The following is a 19,041-nucleotide window of genomic DNA, read 5'->3' on the forward strand; positions in this document are numbered from 1 at the left end:
TAAATGAGCAATTTAAATATTTTTAAAATTGGCGTAGGTCCTTCATCCTCACATACACTTGGACCTATTTTAGCTGCCAATGCTTTTTGTGAAACCCTAAAAGAAAAAACACTTCTCCAAAAGACTAATCAAGTCAATGCCACACTTTTTGGTTCTTTAAGCTTAACAGGCAAAGGGCATTTAAGCGACAAAGCGTTAATTTGGGGATTAAGCGGAATTAATCCAAAAACCATAAGTCCTTCTTTGCAAGAAGAGATTCTTAAAGAAGTTATGGAAAATAAAACGCTCAAATTGGGCGGAGAAAGAAAAATTTCTTTTATCTATGAAAAAAATATTCACTTTTGCAATGAGTTTCTACCTTTACACGAAAATGCAATGGAATTTTCTGCCCTTGATGAAAAAGGAGAGATTCTCTTTAAAGAAAGATATTATTCCATAGGCGGAGGCTTCATCAAAACCCAAGAACAAATGCAAAATCGCAATACAACTAAAACAATACAACAAAAACTTGAAATCAATAACGCCAAAGAACTCATCCAAGAAGCCAATAAACGCCGAAAAAATCTTGCCGAAATTTCTATGCTTTATGAAAAACAATTCCACACTAAAGAGGAAATTAGAGAATACTGCATAGAAATATGGGAAGTAATGCAAGAATCATTTTATCAAGGTTGCCACCCAAAAAGTTTGATTTTACCTGGTCCTTTGCATTTACACAGACGCGCAAAAGGGCTTTATGAAAGAATTCATCCCACCACAGATCCCTTTGGAATTTTAGATTATATTAGCCTTTATGCAATCGCCATTGCTGAAGAAAATGCAGGGGGAGGCAGAGTAGTTACCGCCCCTACCAATGGAGCTTGTGCGGTTATTCCTAGCGTGATGCTCTATCTTAAGAATCATAGTGTCGGTTTTAGCGATGCTTTGGCTGTAGATTTTTTACTCTCTGCAATGATGATTGGTTCACTTTATAAGAAAAATGCAAGTATTAGTGGTGCTGAAGCAGGTTGTCAAGCAGAAATTGGTTCGGCTAGCTCTATGGCAGCTGCTGCAATGACTACGATTCTAGGCGGAAACATACAACAAGCTTGCAATGCTGCTGAAATTGCTATGGAACATCATTTAGGGCTAACTTGCGATCCTGCTTTTGGGCTTGTGCAAATTCCTTGCATTGAACGCAATGCCTTTGGCGCGATTAAAGCCATTAGTGCTGCACGAATGGCAATGACACGCAAAAGCCATCCTGTAGTTAGCTTAGATAATGTGATTGCAACTATGTATCAAACTGGCAAAGATATGAATGCAAAATATCGCGAAACTGCTCTTGGCGGACTTGCCAAAACGCTTAGCAAAAGTGTGTGCTAATGCAACTTTTTATTTGTGGCAGTCATACTGATGTAGGAAAAACTTCTGTAAGTGCTGCATTGTGTTATGCTTTTGGGTTTGAATATTTTAAATTAGTCCAAGCTGGAATCCCAACAGATAGCCAAAAGATTCAAACTCTAAGCCCTCAAACCAAAATCCACCCACAAGGCATTCTTCTTCAAACTCCTGCAAGCCCACATATTGCAATGCAAAAAGAAAATATACAATACAATGGGCTAGAAATCCCCTTACCTCCCTCCAATCATCTCTTAATTGAAAGTGCTGGTGGGCTTTTTACGCCTTTAGATTCTTGCGTGTGTATGATTGATTATCTCCAAAAATATCATTTTCCAACACTTTTAGTGGGAAGCTATTATCTAGGCGGAATCAATCATATCTTACTAAGCATTGAAGCACTCAAACAAAGGAATATTGAGCTTCTAGGACTTATCATCTCTGGGGAACAAAATCCCCAAATGGATTGGTTTATTCAAAATTATAGCTCTATTAAAATTGCCCATTTCCCCACCTACACTAACGACTTCCAAACCAAAGCCCAAAACCTTAAAAATTCGCTCAAAAAAAATGGAATCTTAAACTCAAAGTGATATTTTAAGAGAGAAAACGCTAAAATTACAGAAAAATTATTTAAGGTTACACAATGAAGCTTAGACTCCCACACGCACCTTATATTGGAAACAAAATAGCACTCGATTTATCAAACTGCGGATTTGTTAGTCTTTTACACGGAATAGAAGGCATTAGCAAAGTGGCACAAAACTTTATTGAAGAAGATATCAAAGAAGAAATGAAAATCGAAGAAAAAGCAAGAGAAATTTTAGAAGAAAATCTTGATGAAATTGAATTTATGCGAGCTGATGAACACCAGCTCTTTTGGAAAATCAAACATAAGCTTGCCGAAAATGAAGGTTTTATTTTAAATTGGGAAGATCGCTACAATCACCTTGCACACAAAATACTTGATGAACTTTATGAAGAAGATTTAATTGAATATTCTACCTCTGAAACACGCGTAAAAAATGTTATTTTTAAAGCCATTGATGGCTATATCAAAATCTACAATGAAATAGAAGATGTTGTTAATGAAAAAATTAGCAATTATAAACGCAAAATTGTTTTTGGCTCTGAAGAATATGATTTAATCTTTGACAGACTTTATCAAGAGGAACTCAAAAAGAAAGGATTCCTATAATGCAAACCTTAAAAAACGCTTGGATTTATTTAGAAAATGGAATGTTTTTTGAAGCAAAAAGCTTTGGTGCAAACAAGACAGCAACAGGCGAACTCGTCTTTAATACCTCAATGACTGGCTACCAAGAGATCACCACTGATCCAAGCTATGCTGGGCAGTTTATTTGCTTTACAATGCCAGAAATTGGAATTGTTGGTGCAAATCCAAAAGACACAGAAAGCCATAGTATCTTTGCTAAAGGCATTTTGTGCCATAATTATAATACTTTTTATTCTAATTTTCGTGCAACAGAAAGCTTAGGGCAATTTTTACAACAATATGATTGTATGGGAATTTGCGGATTAGATACAAGAATGCTAACGCAAACCATAAGAAAACAGGGAGCAATGATGATGATAGCTTCCACAGAAATTTCAGATAAAAATGAACTCAAAAAAATCCTTGAATCTTCCCCAAGAATCGAAGCTATTAACTATATCAAAGAAGTAAGCACCAAAGAAAACTATACACATAATGAAGGGCGGTTTGACTTTAATCTTATGAATTTTTCAAAACCAATAACCACCAAAAAGATTCTCGCCATTGACTTTGGAATTAAAAAAAGCATTCTAAGGGAGCTTGTGAATGCAGGATTTAGCGTAGAGGTGATTCCACATTGCTTTGATGCAGAATCGCTTATCAAACGCTATAGCAATAAAGAATTTGATGGGATATTTTTATCTAATGGACCAGGAGATCCACAAGTTTTAGATCAAGAAGTCGCTCAAATCAAAAAACTCATTGAAGCAAAAATTCCAATTTTTGCCATTTGTCTAGGACACCAACTGCTCTCTTTAGCACAAGGCTATCCTACACACAAGCTAAAGTTTGGACATCACGGAGGTAATCACCCTGTCAAAAATCTGCTCACCAATCAAGTAGAAATTACAGCCCAAAATCACAATTATTCCGTGCCAGAATCTATTCAAGAAATCGCAGAAGTTACTCATCGCAATCTCTTTGATGGAACAATTGAAGGTTTAAGATACAAAAATGCTCTTATTTGTTCGCTTCAGCACCACCCAGAAGCAGGACCTGGACCTTCTGAATCTACAGCGCTTTTTAGTGAGTTTGCAAAATTAATAGAAGAATCTAAAGCCTAAAAGGCTTTAAATTGAATGCTATTCAAACCATTCTCAATCAACTAGAACAATCTTCAAATCTCCGCATTCTTTTCCCGCAAAAACACAAAGATTTAGAAATCCAAAAAAATGGCAAATGGCTTTTAAATCTTGCAAGTAACGACTATCTAAACCTTGCAAGTAATCAAAATTTCATTGCAGAATTTTTGGATTCTGATCTTTTTAGAGACAATTGTTTTTTTAGTGCTTCTTCTTCGCGTAGTTTAAGTGGAAACTTTGAAATTTATGAAGCTTTTGAATCTTATTTAGAATCGCTTTTTAATAAAAAAGCTCTACTTTTTAATAGTGGTTATCACGCAAATGTAGGTGCCCTTAGTGCACTTGGAAAGCTTAAAAATGTCCTTTTTTTAGCCGATAGAAGCATTCACGCAAGCCATATTGATGGATTAAAGTCTTTTGGTAAAATTGCTTTTAAACGCTTTTTGCATAATGATATGCAAGATTTAAGAAAACTGCTAGAACATAATGCCAAAAATTTTGAAGCTATTTTTATTTTAAGCGAAGGGCTTTTTAGTATGGAGGGCGATTTTGCAAAAATACAATCCCTTATCGCACTAAAAAAACAATTTAAAAATGTTTATTTATATATTGATGAAGCCCATAGCATAGGGAGTTTTGGGCAAAATGGCTTAGGGCTTTGTTATCCCATTTTAAAAGAAATTGATTTTCTTATTTTGACTTTTGGTAAAGCAATAGCTTCTATGGGTGCGTGTGTGCTATGCCAAAGTGATTTCAGAAATTATTTTATCAACTTCTCAAGAAGCCTAATTTACTCAACAGCATTACCACCTGTTAATATTGCAATGAGTTATTTTTCCTTTTTGCATTTGCCCAATTTACAAAAACAAAGAGAAAGGCTCTCTAACATTAGTCAAGATTTTAAAATACTTTTGCAAAACAATCTTCAATATGAGATTTTAGGGGAATACAATATTTTAAGCCTTGTTTTAAAAGATAATCACAAGGCTATATTTTTTCAAAAAGAACTAGAAAAAAGAGGCTTCTTTGCTCCCGCCATTAGACCCCCAACCATTCCACAAAATCAAGCTTGTTTGCGTTTTTCTCTAACCCAAAAGATTCCATTTAATCAACTTGAATCCTTATGTGATTCCCTAAAAGAAATTGATTATGAATATTTATCATAAGATTAATAATAATAAAAATATTTTATTATTATTTGGTGGCTTTGCATCGCATTTTAGTCATTTTCAAAACTTTATCCCTAGCAATTACGATTGGATTTTACTCTCACATTATCAACATTTGGATTTTTCAACACTAGAAAATTTGCTACTTCCCTTGCAAAACAAAAATCTCCATTTGCTTGGATTTTCTATGGGAGTTTGGGTGGCTCATTTGTTTTTAAATCAAACTTCTATTGCTTCTAAATTCAAATCCAAAACAGCAGTAAATGGAACTGAGTATGGCATCCACGAAACCTATGGAATCAATCCCAAACTCTTTGCACTCACGCAAAAAAAATTCAATCTAGAATCATTTAAACAAAATCTTTTTGGCAATCATTACCCACCCCCAAAGAATTTTTTATTTTTAGAAGAATCTCTACTCAAAGATGAGTTAAAATTTTTCTTAGATCATCAGCACCATATGGACAATTCCTCAAAATGGGATAGAATCATTATCTCATCTAATGATCTTGTTTTCCCCACACAAACACAAAAAAACTTTTGGGACTGCCAAGGATATAAACAGCAAATTTTAGAAATTGATGCTCCTCATTTTGCTTTTTTTGATTGGAAGTTTTGATGCTAAAAACCACCTTACAAAAAACTTTTTCTAAAGCACAAAATACTTACAACAAAGAAGCAATAATCCAAAATATAATGCAAGATACTTTGCTAGAGATTCTTACCCATCATCAAAATAACTCGCATTTTCAAAACATCCTAGAATTAGGTTGCGGCAGGGGTGGATTTTCAGAAAAAATAAGCAAAAAATTAACATATGATAATTTTGTAGCATTGGATTTAATAGATTTTTCCCAAAGCTTTTTAGGCAAAAATATAGAATTCTTACAATTTGATATTGAAAATTTAGAAATGATAAAAAATATTTATCAAAATATTACTTTTGATTTGATTGCTTCTAATGCTGCCCTGCAATGGACTAATCAATTTAAACTCCTGCCTAAATTTAGCCAACTCGCACACAAAAACTCTCTCTTACTTCTAGGAATCTTTGGCAAACATAATCTATGGGAAATGCGAGAATTCTTAGGTAATGGACTAGAATACCTTGATACCTTCAATTACAAAACACTCTTGCAACAAGAATGGGAAATCTTGGAATGTTTTAGCACATTGCACACTTTGCATTTTCATCATCCCCTAGAAGTCTTTAGGCATCTCAAAAATACCGGTGTGAATGTCTATAGCACTTCCCTTACTCTCACAAAAACTCATCTAAAATCTTATGAGGAACGCTTTGAAAATAATCTTACTTATGAGCCACTCTATATTTTTGCGCAAAAAAAGTAGAATCTTAGAAAAACAATGTTATAACTCCACAAATCATTTTTAGGATCAAAAATGGGAAAATCATTCACCCAAACTCCCTATTATTTGCAAAAAGCCATTAAGGATTTTTTTAATCCTTTTATTCTCAGACTCGCACTCCTTCCATTTATTATTTCTTTAGTTTTTTGGATTACTATTTTTTATTTTTTTAGCAAGGATGTGATGACAAATTTATTTGCCTTGATTCAACCCTATTTAACCATTGAAACTTCTTGGCTTTCTTGGATTCAAGCTCCGCTAGAGTTTCTTGCTCATACTTTTTTATTTATCATTATAATGGTATTTTTTTGGTTATTACAATTCTTAACACTTATGTTAATCAATGCTTTTTTAACCCCTTTTGTTGTTCAATTTATTCATAAACAACATTATTCTTCTATTTTGATTCAACCTGACACAGCCTTTTTTGTTTCTCTTTTATTTTTGATCATTTCTTATGTGATCTATGCAATGCTTTTTTTATGTTTGCTTCCTTTTTACTTTATCCCACCCATTTGGATAATTGGAATCACTTTTTTAAATTATTGGCTATTTTCTAAAATACTTCTCCAAGATGTTGGCGAAAATATTTTTAGCCAACAAGAATTTACCCATACTAAACAAATCCATAAAAATGCTATAAGAAGCTTAATAATACCTCTATTTCTTTTAAGCCTTATTCCTTTTGTTAGTTTTTTTGTGCCTCTTTTTTCTTCTATTGCTCTTACACATTTATTTTTTCATATCAAGGGGGATTTAAAAGATGGAAATTCAAATTGAACGCGCCGTTTTAAGCTCTATTTTTTTTGATCCAGAACAACTAGATTTTGTTTCTGAGACACTCGCACCCGAAGATTTTTCATACACGCCTAATCAAAATATTTTTGCTGCTATGTTAGAACTTAGGCGACTTGATATGCCTATTGATGAAGAATTTATTCTCAAAAAATCCACAAAATCTCGCCCTATCGATCAAGAAGAAATTCTAAATATTCTAAGCACAAGCCCCATTAGTGATATTCACGCTTATACAAAAGAAATTAAAGAAGATTCTACAAGAAGAAAATTGCATTCCCTAGCTATGAAAATTAATGAAGCAAGTAATGATTCAGATAACCCTGCAAAAGATATTATCGACTATCTTCAAAGCGAACTTTATAAAATCACCAACATTCACGAAAATAAAGAATTTCGTGATTCTAAAGAAGTAACAACCGCTACTTTGCGTTACATTGAAGAAATCAAAAAACGCGGAAATTCTGTGCTTATTGGTGTAGATACAGGCTTTCACTCACTTAATGAAAAAACCACCGGCTTTGGAAAAGGAGATTTGATTATTGTCGCAGCGCGTCCTGCAATGGGTAAAACCACGCTTGTTTTGAATATGGCACAAAAAGCATTAGATACAGGCAGAGGAGTTGCGTTTTTTAGTCTTGAAATGCCCGCTGAACAACTAATGTTAAGAATGCTTTCGGCTAAAACTTCTATTGCCTTACAACATTTACGCGTAGGAAATTTACAAGATGAAGAATGGGAACAACTCTCTCACGCAGCTGATATTATGGCAAATGCACCACTTTTTATTGATGATAATAGCCTCCTTACTATTCATCAATTCCGCACTAAAATGCGAAAAATTAAATCAAAGCACCCAGAAATTGGACTTGCTGTAATTGATTATTTACAACTTATGAGTAGCACTGATGGCAAAAAAGATCGCCACCAAGAAGTAAGCGAGATTAGTAGAGGACTAAAAATGATTGCAAGGGAATTAGAAATTCCCATCATCGCCCTTTCTCAACTTAATAGAAGTCTAGAATCCCGAAGCGACAGACGCCCTATGCTTTCAGATTTACGAGAATCTGGATCTATTGAGCAAGATGCGGATATTATTTTGTTTGTTTATCGTGATGCTGTTTATAAACAAAAAGATGAAAAAGAAAAAGAAGAAGCTGCTAGAAAAGAAGGCAAGGAATATAAATCCACATTTGTCCCAAAAAATGAAGAAGAAGCAGAAATTATTATTGGAAAACAAAGAAATGGTCCAACAGGCGTTGTTAAACTTACTTTTCACAAGCATTGCACACGATTTGTTGATTCTACTGATTCAAGTAATGCCCTAGAAATCATCTATGAATCCACCGCACAAACAACACAAACGCATTTCACACCGCCAGAAAATAATCAAATAGAAGCCCCTATCATTTAAAATTTACTCTCAAATCTTTCAATAAAAAAGCCTTTAGTAAAGACTTGAGAGACAAAAAGTATCACAGAATTTCACGCCTATAAAAAAGTAAAAAGATTCTTACCTAAAATTATTTTAATATGTGCAATTCTTTGCTATACTCTAGAGAATTTATTTCTAACAAAGGACACTTATGAAAATAACTTACACTCTTACAGACGAATCCCCAGCATTAGCGACTTATTCTTTTTTACCTATTGTTAAAGCCTTTTTAAAAAAAGCAGAAATTGAAGTTGAAACTTCTGATATTTCATTAGCTGCTAGAATCCTAGCTCAATTTCCAGAAAATGGTTATAAAGACGAACTAGCTTTACTTGGAAATCTTGTAGAAAAACCTGATGCAAATCTCATCAAAACGCCTAATATCTCTGCTTCCATTCCACAACTTAAAGCTGCTATTGCTGAATTGCAACAAAAAGGCTTTAAGATTCCAAACTTCCCTGATGAGCCAAAAAATGATGCAGAAAAAACTATTAAAGAAAAATATCAAAAGGTATTAGGAAGTGCTGTAAATCCCGTTTTGCGACAAGGAAACTCCGATAGAAGAAGCACCAAAGCTGTTAAAGAATATGCCAAAAAAAATCCTTACAAAGTGGTGCCTTTTAATAAAGATTCTAAAAGTCGAGTTTCTTATATGCAAAAGGGAGATTTCTTTGATAATGAAAAAGCAATTTTAATCCAAAATCCAACCACTGCAAAGATTGAATTCATTGGAAGCAAAGGCACTGAAATCCTAAAAGATAATTTAAAACTAGAAAAAAATGAGATTCTAGATGCGACCTTTATGAGCGTGGAAAATTTAAGTCAATTTTATGAAGACCAAATAAAAATTTGCAAAAATGAAAATCTCTTACTCTCTTTGCATTTAAAAGCCACAATGATGAAAGTGAGCGATCCTATTATCTTTGGTTATGCTGTTAAAGCATACTTCAAAGAATTATTTGATAGCTTTAAAGAAGAATTTGAAACACTTGGAATCAACCCAAATAATGGTATTTCAGAGCTTCTAAGCAAAATAGAAAATTCTAGCAAAAAAGCAGAAATACTTGCTAAATATAATGAGATTCTTGCCAAAAATGCTCCACTTTCTATGGTTAATTCTGACAAAGGAATTACAAATTTACATGTTCCTAGCGATGTGATTGTAGATGCTTCTATGCCTGCAATGTTAAAAAATGGCGCAAAACTTTGGGATAAAGAAGGCAAAGAACGCGATACTAATGCACTAATTCCTGATAAAACTTATGCAACTATTTATGAGGCTGTGATTGAGGATTTACACCAAAATGGAACACTTGATCCAAAAACTCTAGGAAGTGTCTCTAATGTAGGCTTGATGGCAAAAAAAGCTCAAGAATATGGTTCTCACGATAAAACTTTCGTTGCAAAAGAAGATGGTATTTTTAGAATCACTGATAAAAATGGTAATACACTCTTAGAACACAAAGTGCAAAAAGGCGATATTTACAGAGCTAATCAAGCTAAATACGATGCTGTTTTAAATTGGATTGATTTAGGAATCCAAAGAGCAGATATCACTGGAAACACTGCAATCTTTTGGCTTGATGAAAAACGCCCTAGCAATAAAATTATGATTGACTTAGTTAAACAAAGATTGCAAGAAAAAGGCAAAGAAATTGCAATTTTAGCTCCTAAAGAGGCTTGTTTAGAATCACTTAAACTTATTCGTGCAGGAAAAGACTGCATTTCAATCACAGGCAATGTATTGCGAGATTACTTGACAGATTTATTCCCCATTTTAGAACTTGGCACAAGTGCAAAAATGCTCTCTGTAGTGCCAATGCTAAATGGTGGAGCTATGTTTGAGACAGGAGCAGGAGGAAGTGCTCCAAAACAAGTAGAACAACTTATTGAAGAAAATCACTTGCGTTGGGATAGCTTGGGAGAATTCTTAGCCTTGCAAGCAAGTTTAGAATTTTTTGCTCAAAAAACTAATAATGCTAAAGCTCAAATACTAGCAAACTGCCTTGATGAAGCAATCGCCAAATGGCTTGATAACAACAAAGCTCCATCAAGAAAAGTCAAAGAAGATGACAACCGCACTAGTCATTTTTATTTGGCAATGTATTTTGCAAATGCACTAGCCAATCAAAATAAAGATACAAATCTACAAGACTTCTTTAAAACTATAGCAGAAGAATTCAATGCTAATGAAAGTAAGATTCACCAAGAATATCTAGAAGCTCAAGGTGTAAAAGTAGATTTAGGTGGTTATTATAAATTTGATGATGCAAAATGCAATGCGATTATGCGTCCAAGTGCAACTTTCAATACTATTTTAGAGAAAATCTCTAAATAAACCTTTGGGGCTTTTGCTCCTTAACTGCTTCCTTTAGCCTTCAAAATATAATCCATTAAACCTTTTGTTAAAGCAAACACATTTCATCAATTTTTGTTAGTAAATTACATTAATTTTTAGAGTTTTTTAGAAAGTATTAGCACATAAATTGTGTGTAATGAGATAATAAGACTTAGGGCTTAATTAAAATTATATTTTGAAAATAACTCACAAGGGTTAAGTTTAAATTGTAGCATCTTAGCACTTTCTCTGCCACCATCACCACCTTTTCTTTGTATCGTAATCTTACCTATTTTTAAACTGCCTTTTTCTGTAATTCTTACTTCACCACTATAAAAATTTATAACCTCATTAATAGGTTTTAAAATCCATTGCAAATCTTTTAATTCCTATTTCAAAATTACCAAAAACCACTCACTAGCAAATTGGCCTCTACCTTTTAAAATATCATTTAAAATCAATATTTTATTTTTTTCAAAAAACTCAACTACACTAGCTTGTTCTGCCTGTAAAAATTCATCTAAAAACATCCGCCTTGAATCTCTCGGATTATCTATGTTAGGAGGAATTTCGCCACTAAAGCGTTGTAAAATATTACAAATATTATCTGGGATATTCCACAATGCTTTATAAGATTTTATCCAACGCTTATCAATTTGATTAAAACCTTGCGGATTTGATACAAGCTTTACTTGAATATTTTGCACATCTTGTAAATTTTTCAATTTTATTTGTATTAAAATCACGACTTGTACATCTGCCTTGTAGCTCCCTTTAATTTTTTGTGCCTTCACTTCTTTGATTTCTGAGAGTTGATAATTCATTGCTCTTAGCCATTCTTGAGCCAATGTATCACTTTCCCAATTATTAAATGTAGTAACTACGAAATCCTCATTTTAAAACCCTTTTTGGCTGTTTTTGATCCCAATTCAATTTTATCCATTGCTACCTTCTCTTAATTTTGTTGCAAGTGCTTCTATTACATTTACGCTCATAGCATTTCCACATTGCCTTAAAATATCGCTTTGCTTTAAAGTGTTTATTTTTATTTTGAAGTCTTGTAATTTATCAAATCCTTGTAGCTTTAATGCCTCATATCCACTCAATTTATATAACTTTTTATTATATACATAAAGCAATCCCTGTCTATCTCTTCTTATTGTTGGAATTTTATTCCTATACAATCTTAAATCACTTTGTCTTGTGTCTAAGATTAAAAAATCTTCCTCTAATAATGATGCCAAATCATATTTATTTTGATTGTATTTATTATTTAAATACTTTAAGAATGTAGCGTAGCTTTGTGATTCTTTTAAGAATTCATTTTCTTGCTCTGGCGATAAAAAACATTCAATATTTTTATGTTTTGTATGAAACATAAAATCAAAATTTTTATCCATTATATTATGGATTCCCACAAAATACACCCTTTCTCTAGAGTGTGCTAAGCCAAAATCGATTGTGTTTAAGACCTTGTGAAAAACTTTATAGTTACAAGATTCTAATAACATAATTGCCTGTTTTAATGTTTCGCCCTTTTGATGATTAATAAAGCCTTTTACATTTTCTAAAATAAAATATTTTGGTTGTTTTATTTTGAGGATTTCTATTAAATCAAATAAGATTTGACCTTTTTACTTATTTTTAAATCCTTCTCTTTTGCCAACAATGCTAAAACTCTGGCAGGGGAAACCACTAATCAATAAATCAAAATTGGGGAGTTTGTTTGAATTGATTTTTGTTAAATCCCCAAATTCTAATTCATTTGTGGTGTCAAAGAATGTTTTGTATGTTTTAATTGCTTCCTTATCAATTTCACTAAAACCTAGACATTTAAAACCATTTAATTCAAGACCTAGCCTGCCACCACCAATGCCACTACAAAAATCAATAAAAGTCAATCTTACTTCCTTGCTTTCCCTGCGATGATAAATCTTAGTGCATTGAGTTTGATAAATCCTGCGGCGTCTTTTTGGTTATATACAGAATCTTCCTCAAAGGTGCTATAAGCCGCATTAAAGAGTGAATTTCTAGATTCTCTACCTAGCACAGTTACATTGCCTTTATATAGCTCTAGCCTCACGACACCCTCGACTTTTTCTTGTGTCTTATCAATCAATGCTTGTAGCGCCTCGCGCTCTGGGCTAAACCAATAGCCATTATAAATAAGCTCGGCATATTTTGGCATTATCGAATCTTTTAGGTGTGCCGCTTCTCTATCAAGGCATAGAGATTCTATAGCGCGATGTGCTTTTAGATAGATTGTTCCACCCGGAGTTTCATAGCACCCACGCGATTTCATACCCACATAGCGATTTTCTACCAAATCAAGTCGCCCAATGCCATTCTCTCCGCCAAGCTTGTTAAGTTTTGCCCAAAATTCTGCAGGGCTTAGCTTCTCACCATTAATTGCTACGCCATCACCTTTTTCAAAACTAATGGTAATGATAGTTGGGTTATCAGGGGCATTTTTGGGGCTTACACTCCATCGCCACATATCTTCTTCGGGTGCAACATTTGGATCTTCTAGAATCTGCCCTTCATAGCTTATATGCAAGAGATTTGCGTCCATTGAATAAGGCGATTTATTTTGCTTTTTTTCAATCTCAATGCCTGCAGATTCTGCATAAGCAAGTAATTTTTCGCGACTATTTAAATCCCACTCTCTCCAAGGCGCGATGACTTTTATATCAGGATTTAGCGCATAAGCTCCAAGCTCAAATCGCACTTGATCATTGCCTTTGCCAGTTGCGCCGTGTGCTATGGCATCAGCGCCCACTTCTCGAGCGATTTCTACAAGTCTTTTGGCAATCAAAGGGCGTGCGATGCTTGTGCCAAGGAGATATTCTCCCTCATAAATCGTATTTGCCCTAAACATAGGAAATACAAAATCGCGTATAAATTCTTCACGCAAATCATCAATAAAAATATTTTGCGGTTTTATGCCTAATTTCAAGGCTTTTGCTCGTGCAGGTTCTACTTCTTCGCCTTGCCCAATGTCTGCTGTAAATGTTACCACTTCGCAGCCATATGTGTCTCCAAGCCATTTGAGAATCACGCTTGTATCAAGCCCACCGCTATATGCCAAAACCACTTTTTTGATATCTTTTGTTTTTTCCATAATTTGCTCCTTTTAATTTTTACAATTATATAGTATGATAAATTAATATAGTTTTAGATACAATACCCACAAAAATTTTTAGGCTTACGACAATGAGAATCGATAAATTTCTTAATGCTGTTAATATTACAAAAAGACGCACCATAGCTCAAGATATGATTGAAAATGGTGTTGTAAAAATTGCTGGAATCAGTGTCAAAGCAAGTCGAGATGTGAAAGTGGGAGATATTATTGAAATTGCCTTTTTAGAAAAATCAAGATTCTTTGAAATCTTGCAAATTCCCACTCAAAAAACAATCAAGAAAGATGAATCACATTTATATTATAGAGAAATTACAAAATAAGGTTTTATAATGATTTGCTGTGCTGGAAAAATTGAAAGTTTCTCTTTTGCTAAAAGTATTGGTATTGGTCTTATAGAAAGTGCAATGAATCTTACACAACTTATTTTTTATGAAAAACCAAGCGAAATAGTCTTTGTAGGAACTTGTGGTTGTTATGATGATTCTAAGCCTTTATTAGAAATCTTTGAATCACAAAGTGCGGCAAATATTGAGCTTTCTTTTTTACAACAAGATTCTTACACTCCCTTAGATAATTGTATTTCTTTAGAAAATGTTTCACATGAAACATTAAGCAATATTGTTAATTCAAGTAATTACATTACAACTAATTCTAGTCTTGCACAAAAACTAACAAAACTTGGAATCTTATATGAAAATATGGAATTTTTTAGTGTATTACAAGTTGCAAAACATTATGAAATACCCGCTTTAGGAATCTTTTGTAGCACAAACCATATTCATAAAGAAAGCCAAAAAGAATTTTTTTCTAATCATAAAAAAGCAATGCAAAATTTAGAAGATTATATTAGGACAAGAAAAAATGGATAAACAAAATGTCTTTGGATTCACGCTAAATTCTCTCAGCGATTCTCTAAAAGATTTTCCAAAATTCCGAGCCAAACAAATCTATCATTGGCTTTATGTTCATTATGAAAATGATTTTGAAAAAATGGAGAATCTTCCAAAAAATTTGCGCGAATTTTTAAAAGAGAATTTTATAAGCAATGCAGTAGAAATTGCAAAAAAAGAACAAAGTAGCGATGGTAGCGTAAAATATCTTTTTAAAACTGCCGATAATCTCACTTATGAAGCTGTTTTTTTGAAAATGAAAGAAGATAAATTCACACTTTGTCTTTCATCACAAGTGGGTTGCAAAGTGGGTTGTAGTTTTTGTCTTACGGCTAAAGGTGGATTTGTAAGAAATCTTAATGCAGGAGAAATGGTTTATCAAGTCTTTGCTATTAAAAAAGATCAAAATATCCCAAGTAATAAGGCTGTAAATATAGTGTATATGGGAATGGGCGAACCACTTGATAATTTAGAAAATGTTACAAAATGCATTCAAATCTTATCAGAGCTTGATGGATTAAGTATTTCTCGCCGAAGACAAACTATCTCTACAAGTGGAATTGCACCTAAAATCAAAAAACTTGGAGCATTAGATTTAGGAGTGCAATTAGCTATATCACTCCACGCAGTTGATGATGAACTCCGCACGAAATTAATGCCCATTAACAAAGCTTATAATATCCAAAATATTATTGATGAAGTGGTAGCTTTTCCTATTGATTCACGCAAAAGAGTAATGTTTGAATATTTAATGATTGATGGAATCAATGATAGTTTAGAATGTGCTAAAAAACTTGTAGCACTGCTAAATAAAATCAAGGCTAAAGTTAATCTCATTTATTTTAATCCTCACGAAGGAAGTCTTTACAAACGACCAAGCAAAGAAAAAGTTGAAGCTTTTAGAGAATACTTACTCAAAAAAGGACTTTTATGCACAATTCGTGAATCTAAAGGTTTAGATATTAGTGCTGCTTGCGGACAATTAAGAGAAAAGGAAATAGCAAATGCCTAGTCTAGATATTATTTTGCTTGTATTTTTAATTATCGTTTGTATCGTTGGTATGAGTGCATTTTTATATTATGCCTACAAAAAATAATCAAAAATCAAAGGATTACAATGTCTCAAATTCCCTATAATTTTTCAAATCAAAAGACTACTTTAGTTCATATTTGTTGTAGTGTAGATAGTCATCATTTTCTAACCCAACTTCAAAAACTCTATCCACAAAAACAATTTTGTGGCTTTTTTTATAATCCTAATATTCATCCCTATGAAGAATATCTTATGCGTCTTAATGATGTCAAAAGAAGCTGTGAAATGTTAAAAATTCCATTGATTGAAGGGGAATATGATTTAGATTCGTGGCTTTGTGGCACAAAAGGTTTAGAAGATGAGCCAGAAAAAGGAGAACGATGTTCATATTGCTTTGATTATCGTCTAGAGAGGACAGCACAAATCGCAAAAGAAACGCATTGTGTAGAATTTACGACTACCTTACTTGCAAGCCCTATGAAATCTCAAAATGAGCTTTTTTCACAAGGCGAAATGATGGCAAAAAAACATTCCCTTGATTTTCTACCCATTGATGTAAGAGGAAATGGCGGAACCAAAATTCAAAATGAACTTGCCAAAGAAGCTAATCTTTATCGCCAAAATTATTGCGGTTGTCTCTTTGCACTCACTAAGCAAAGAGAAAAAGCACAAAAAATTCCATTAGAGCTTGTTTCTACTCTCAATCTTCCAAAAGATTCACGCAATCTTCCTCTTTTACGCTTAAAAAATTTCCAAACGCGAGAATCTTTAGAAAATAACAATAAAACCTATCATATTATCAAAAGAAAAGTTCAAAAATACTGCCTTCTCAAAGGAATCTTAACTCAAGATTCAAAAACCATTCCTAGTTTTATTTGTAATCATTCTATGATTAACAAACCTACAAAAGCAAAAATAGAATTTTGGAAAGATGGAATCGGTTATGCTTCAAAAGAAGGAATTTTATTTTTAGAATTTGAGAAATTTAAAGATTTTATTCAACAAGATAGTTTTGAATCCCTTTTAACAAATGGTTTAGATGAATCTTATCAATTATCTTTGCGACAAAAAATATATCCACAAGGATTTTTAACTTCTCCAATTCTTATTATCAAAGAAAAAATTATTGGAGAATTTAATTTAGAGATTCAATTTGCTTTGCAAGAAGAAATTATGGAAGATTTTATAGATTAGATTCTAAATCCCTTTTTTAAATAACTAAATTTTTAAATTTAGTTATTTTGTAAGTAAATAATCAACTTTATAAATAAAATCTTCTACACCCTTTATTCCACTAGATAAAATCATATATTTTCCATTGATAATAAAACTTGGAACCCCTTGAATCTCTGTATATTCCAACATACTCTGCCATTGTTTTAAGGCTTCTTTAGAAGTTTTAGTATCTAAAATTTCTTTATATTCTGTTTCAGAAATACCCAATATTTCTAAACCTTCTTTTAAAAAATCCTGTCTATTTGTCCAATTTTTTCTTTCTTTGTGAATGGCGTTGAAATAATGATTTAATATTTTTTTATACAAAGAATCATTATCTTTTAATTCCAAACTTTTTTCCTTATCTTTAGCTAATGCCACAACTAAAATATTTGAAGTTTCTTCATGAATTGGAATCGCAGCTGCCACATGATAAGGTAAAAACTCTACATTTTCTGGTAAAAACTCTAAAAGATTAGGGACAAAATTTGCATTATAATATGCACAATGCGGACAACCAATGTTAAAAATCTCAATCACCTTATTTTGCATATTAGAAATAGGTTTATCTAATACAACATAATCTACATTTTCTTTTAAATCATTTGCCAAAACTTGCAAACTAAATAAACAAATTCCAATCAGCCAAAGTTTTAAATTTTTCATAAATCTCCTTTATTTTTACAAATTAAATCTTCAAAGATAAATTGATGTTCCTTAGGAATATGATTATAAATTTCCAAAGCAAGATTCCTAATCTCCCATAATGCACTTTTAGAACTTCTTAAATGCAAGAAATTTTGCAAACTCCTAGCATTAATACTCCAAGTCAATTCGGTTTTGTAAGATTCAGGCATTGCAAATTTTGCCAAATCATTACTGATATTATCTTTTAAAAGAATCCTAAGATTTTCTAATGCTTTGATAGAAGCTTCATTAACTTTTAGATTTTCAGTAAAAACTAAAAATTTCTCTGCTCTTTGTAAATTAGTTTCATCTATAGGAAGAAAACTTTCTTCTGTTTTTAATTCTTTTAGCGTGTAGCGGCTACTTTTAACACTCAAAGAAGCCATTCTATGTCTAGCTAACTCTTGAAGACAAGCTCTGGAAATACCTTGAATATAAAAAGTATAATTAAGATGTTCTAATGTGCTAGAATGTTTATATTTATTTCCTACCCTATCAATGAGTTCTCTATCTTTCTCTCCACCATTATCGCTTTTATCAAAACTTTGCCAACAAGTTCGAATCGCTTGAGAACAAATATTTAAATTAGTATAACTTAATAAAGTAATATTCATTTTAATCCTTATGTTGCAACTTTAACCTTTGGGCATGAGTAATAGCAATGGCAATAGCATCAGTAATATCTAAAGGTTTAATTTCACCCTTGATTCCTAAAATTCGCTTCACCATAAAAGCAACTTGTTCTTTTTGTGCCTTTCCATTTCCTGTTAATGCCTTTTTAACCTGTAAAGGTGTATATTCTGTAAAATTACCTAATTCTTGTAAAATTTTTAAACTCAAAGCTCCACGAAATTGAGCTAACTTTATTACCGTTTTGGGATTATAAGCATAAAAAATATCTTCAATAGCTACAGAATTGATTAGATGATTCTTTAAAACCAAATCAATGCCTTCTACAAACTCTAAAATTTGGTGTTGTAAAATCCTTTCTTTAATTTTTATTAATCCTGCTTCTAACAAAGTTAGCGATTCTTTTTTCATTTGAATAATGGCATATCCGCAATTCCGACTTCCTGGGTCAATCCCTAAAATATTCAAAATTTTCCTTCTAAATAAATTAAGAAAAATGTAATCATATAAAAATTTTAGTAATTGTTGGATAAAATTAATCAAAATTATTATTCACATTCTATTCACATAATGTGAATAAACTAAAAGTGAGGTTAGT

18 protein-coding genes and 2 pseudogenes are annotated in these 19,041 nt (G+C 32.5%); 14 read left to right on the forward strand and 6 right to left on the reverse strand.

Annotated features, from left to right (window positions below):
• The first annotated feature begins 3 nt into the window (after positions 1–3).
• The 10 genes from HCAN_RS07950 to HCAN_RS07995 all read left to right on the forward strand — a co-directional run bounded on the left by HCAN_RS07950 (position 4) and on the right by HCAN_RS07995 (position 10,843).
• On the forward strand, positions 4–1,365 hold the full coding sequence (locus tag HCAN_RS07950) for an L-serine ammonia-lyase (protein ID WP_006656192.1): 1,362 nt from the start codon (positions 4–6) through the stop codon (positions 1,363–1,365).
• Entirely contained in the window at positions 1,365–1,973 is a 609-nt protein-coding gene (gene bioD, locus HCAN_RS07955; protein WP_006656191.1) for a dethiobiotin synthase, read from the forward strand. Before HCAN_RS07950 ends, bioD begins: the two co-directional genes overlap by 1 nt.
• Positions 1,974–2,026: 53 nt before the next feature.
• Positions 2,027–2,578 (forward strand): DUF507 family protein, encoded by a 552-nt coding sequence (locus tag HCAN_RS07960; RefSeq protein ID WP_006656190.1) that lies wholly within the window; start codon positions 2,027–2,029, stop codon positions 2,576–2,578.
• Complete coding sequence (gene carA / locus HCAN_RS07965; protein WP_006656189.1) at positions 2,578–3,720, forward strand: glutamine-hydrolyzing carbamoyl-phosphate synthase small subunit; 1,143 nt, start codon at positions 2,578–2,580, stop codon at positions 3,718–3,720. Before HCAN_RS07960 ends, carA begins: the two co-directional genes overlap by 1 nt.
• Before the next feature lie 11 nt (positions 3,721–3,731).
• A complete protein-coding gene (locus tag HCAN_RS07970) occupies positions 3,732–4,904 on the forward strand; it encodes an aminotransferase class I/II-fold pyridoxal phosphate-dependent enzyme (RefSeq protein ID WP_006656188.1) in 1,173 nt (390 codons plus the stop codon).
• Entirely contained in the window at positions 4,888–5,526 is a 639-nt protein-coding gene (locus HCAN_RS07975; protein WP_006656999.1) for a pimeloyl-ACP methyl esterase BioG family protein, read from the forward strand. Before HCAN_RS07970 ends, HCAN_RS07975 begins: the two co-directional genes overlap by 17 nt.
• The gene (locus HCAN_RS07980) at positions 5,526–6,257 is read left to right on the forward strand and encodes an SAM-dependent methyltransferase (RefSeq protein WP_006656187.1); all 732 of its coding nucleotides are present in this window, start codon (positions 5,526–5,528) and stop codon (positions 6,255–6,257) included. Before HCAN_RS07975 ends, HCAN_RS07980 begins: the two co-directional genes overlap by 1 nt.
• Positions 6,258–6,308: 51 nt before the next feature.
• The gene (locus HCAN_RS07985) at positions 6,309–7,055 is read left to right on the forward strand and encodes an EI24 domain-containing protein (protein ID WP_006656186.1); all 747 of its coding nucleotides are present in this window, start codon (positions 6,309–6,311) and stop codon (positions 7,053–7,055) included.
• Positions 7,039–8,484, forward strand: coding sequence for a replicative DNA helicase (locus HCAN_RS07990; RefSeq protein WP_006656185.1), 1,446 nt, complete (start codon positions 7,039–7,041; stop codon positions 8,482–8,484). The genes HCAN_RS07985 and HCAN_RS07990 overlap by 17 nt, the downstream gene beginning before the upstream one ends.
• A gap of 172 nt (positions 8,485–8,656) precedes the next feature.
• A complete protein-coding gene (locus tag HCAN_RS07995; protein WP_006656184.1) occupies positions 8,657–10,843 on the forward strand; it encodes an NADP-dependent isocitrate dehydrogenase in 2,187 nt (728 codons plus the stop codon).
• Positions 10,844–11,022: 179 nt separating this feature from the next.
• On the opposite strand, the pseudogene HCAN_RS08000 reads toward HCAN_RS07995, so the two are convergent.
• The 3 genes and pseudogenes from HCAN_RS08000 to HCAN_RS08010 all read right to left on the reverse strand — a co-directional run bounded on the left by HCAN_RS08000 (position 11,023) and on the right by HCAN_RS08010 (position 13,964).
• Positions 11,023–11,667 (reverse strand): annotated as a pseudogene (locus tag HCAN_RS08000) (PDDEXK family nuclease).
• 111 nt (positions 11,668–11,778) lie between these two features.
• Positions 11,779–12,744, reverse strand: a pseudogene (gene dcm / locus HCAN_RS08005) (DNA (cytosine-5-)-methyltransferase).
• Between the two features lie 2 nt (positions 12,745–12,746).
• Positions 12,747–13,964 (reverse strand): argininosuccinate synthase, encoded by a 1,218-nt coding sequence (locus tag HCAN_RS08010; protein ID WP_006656181.1) that lies wholly within the window; start codon positions 13,962–13,964, stop codon positions 12,747–12,749.
• Positions 13,965–14,056: 92 nt separating this feature from the next.
• Here HCAN_RS08010 and HCAN_RS08015 point away from each other — a divergent pair, with 92 nt between their 5' ends.
• The 4 genes from HCAN_RS08015 to HCAN_RS08030 all read left to right on the forward strand — a co-directional run bounded on the left by HCAN_RS08015 (position 14,057) and on the right by HCAN_RS08030 (position 17,105).
• On the forward strand, positions 14,057–14,308 hold the full coding sequence (locus HCAN_RS08015) for an RNA-binding S4 domain-containing protein (protein ID WP_006657000.1): 252 nt from the start codon (positions 14,057–14,059) through the stop codon (positions 14,306–14,308).
• 9 nt (positions 14,309–14,317) lie between these two features.
• Positions 14,318–14,857: a phosphorylase family protein gene (locus HCAN_RS08020; protein WP_006656645.1), complete on the forward strand. Its 540-nt coding sequence runs from the start codon at positions 14,318–14,320 to the stop codon at positions 14,855–14,857.
• Complete coding sequence (gene rlmN / locus HCAN_RS08025) at positions 14,850–15,890, forward strand: dual-specificity RNA methyltransferase RlmN (RefSeq protein WP_006657001.1); 1,041 nt, start codon at positions 14,850–14,852, stop codon at positions 15,888–15,890. The genes HCAN_RS08020 and rlmN overlap by 8 nt, the downstream gene beginning before the upstream one ends.
• 105 nt (positions 15,891–15,995) lie before the next feature.
• Positions 15,996–17,105, forward strand: coding sequence for an epoxyqueuosine reductase QueH (locus HCAN_RS08030; RefSeq protein WP_006656178.1), 1,110 nt, complete (start codon positions 15,996–15,998; stop codon positions 17,103–17,105).
• 42 nt (positions 17,106–17,147) lie between these two features.
• Here the strand turns inward: HCAN_RS08030 and HCAN_RS08035 are convergent, their stop codons facing one another.
• The 3 genes from HCAN_RS08035 to ruvC are packed head-to-tail and all read right to left on the reverse strand — an operon-like array spanning position 17,148 to position 18,911.
• A complete protein-coding gene (locus HCAN_RS08035) occupies positions 17,148–17,792 on the reverse strand; it encodes a DsbA family protein (protein ID WP_006656177.1) in 645 nt (214 codons plus the stop codon).
• The gene (thyX, locus tag HCAN_RS08040; RefSeq protein WP_006656176.1) at positions 17,789–18,427 is read right to left on the reverse strand and encodes an FAD-dependent thymidylate synthase; all 639 of its coding nucleotides are present in this window, start codon (positions 18,425–18,427) and stop codon (positions 17,789–17,791) included. Before thyX ends, HCAN_RS08035 begins: the two co-directional genes overlap by 4 nt.
• Position 18,428: 1 nt before the next feature.
• A complete protein-coding gene (gene ruvC, locus HCAN_RS08045) occupies positions 18,429–18,911 on the reverse strand; it encodes a crossover junction endodeoxyribonuclease RuvC (protein ID WP_006656175.1) in 483 nt (160 codons plus the stop codon).
• Between the last annotated feature and the right edge of the window lie 130 nt (positions 18,912–19,041).

The organism is Helicobacter canadensis MIT 98-5491 (genome assembly GCF_000162575.1).
GTDB lineage: Bacteria > Campylobacterota > Campylobacteria > Campylobacterales > Helicobacteraceae > Helicobacter_D > Helicobacter_D canadensis.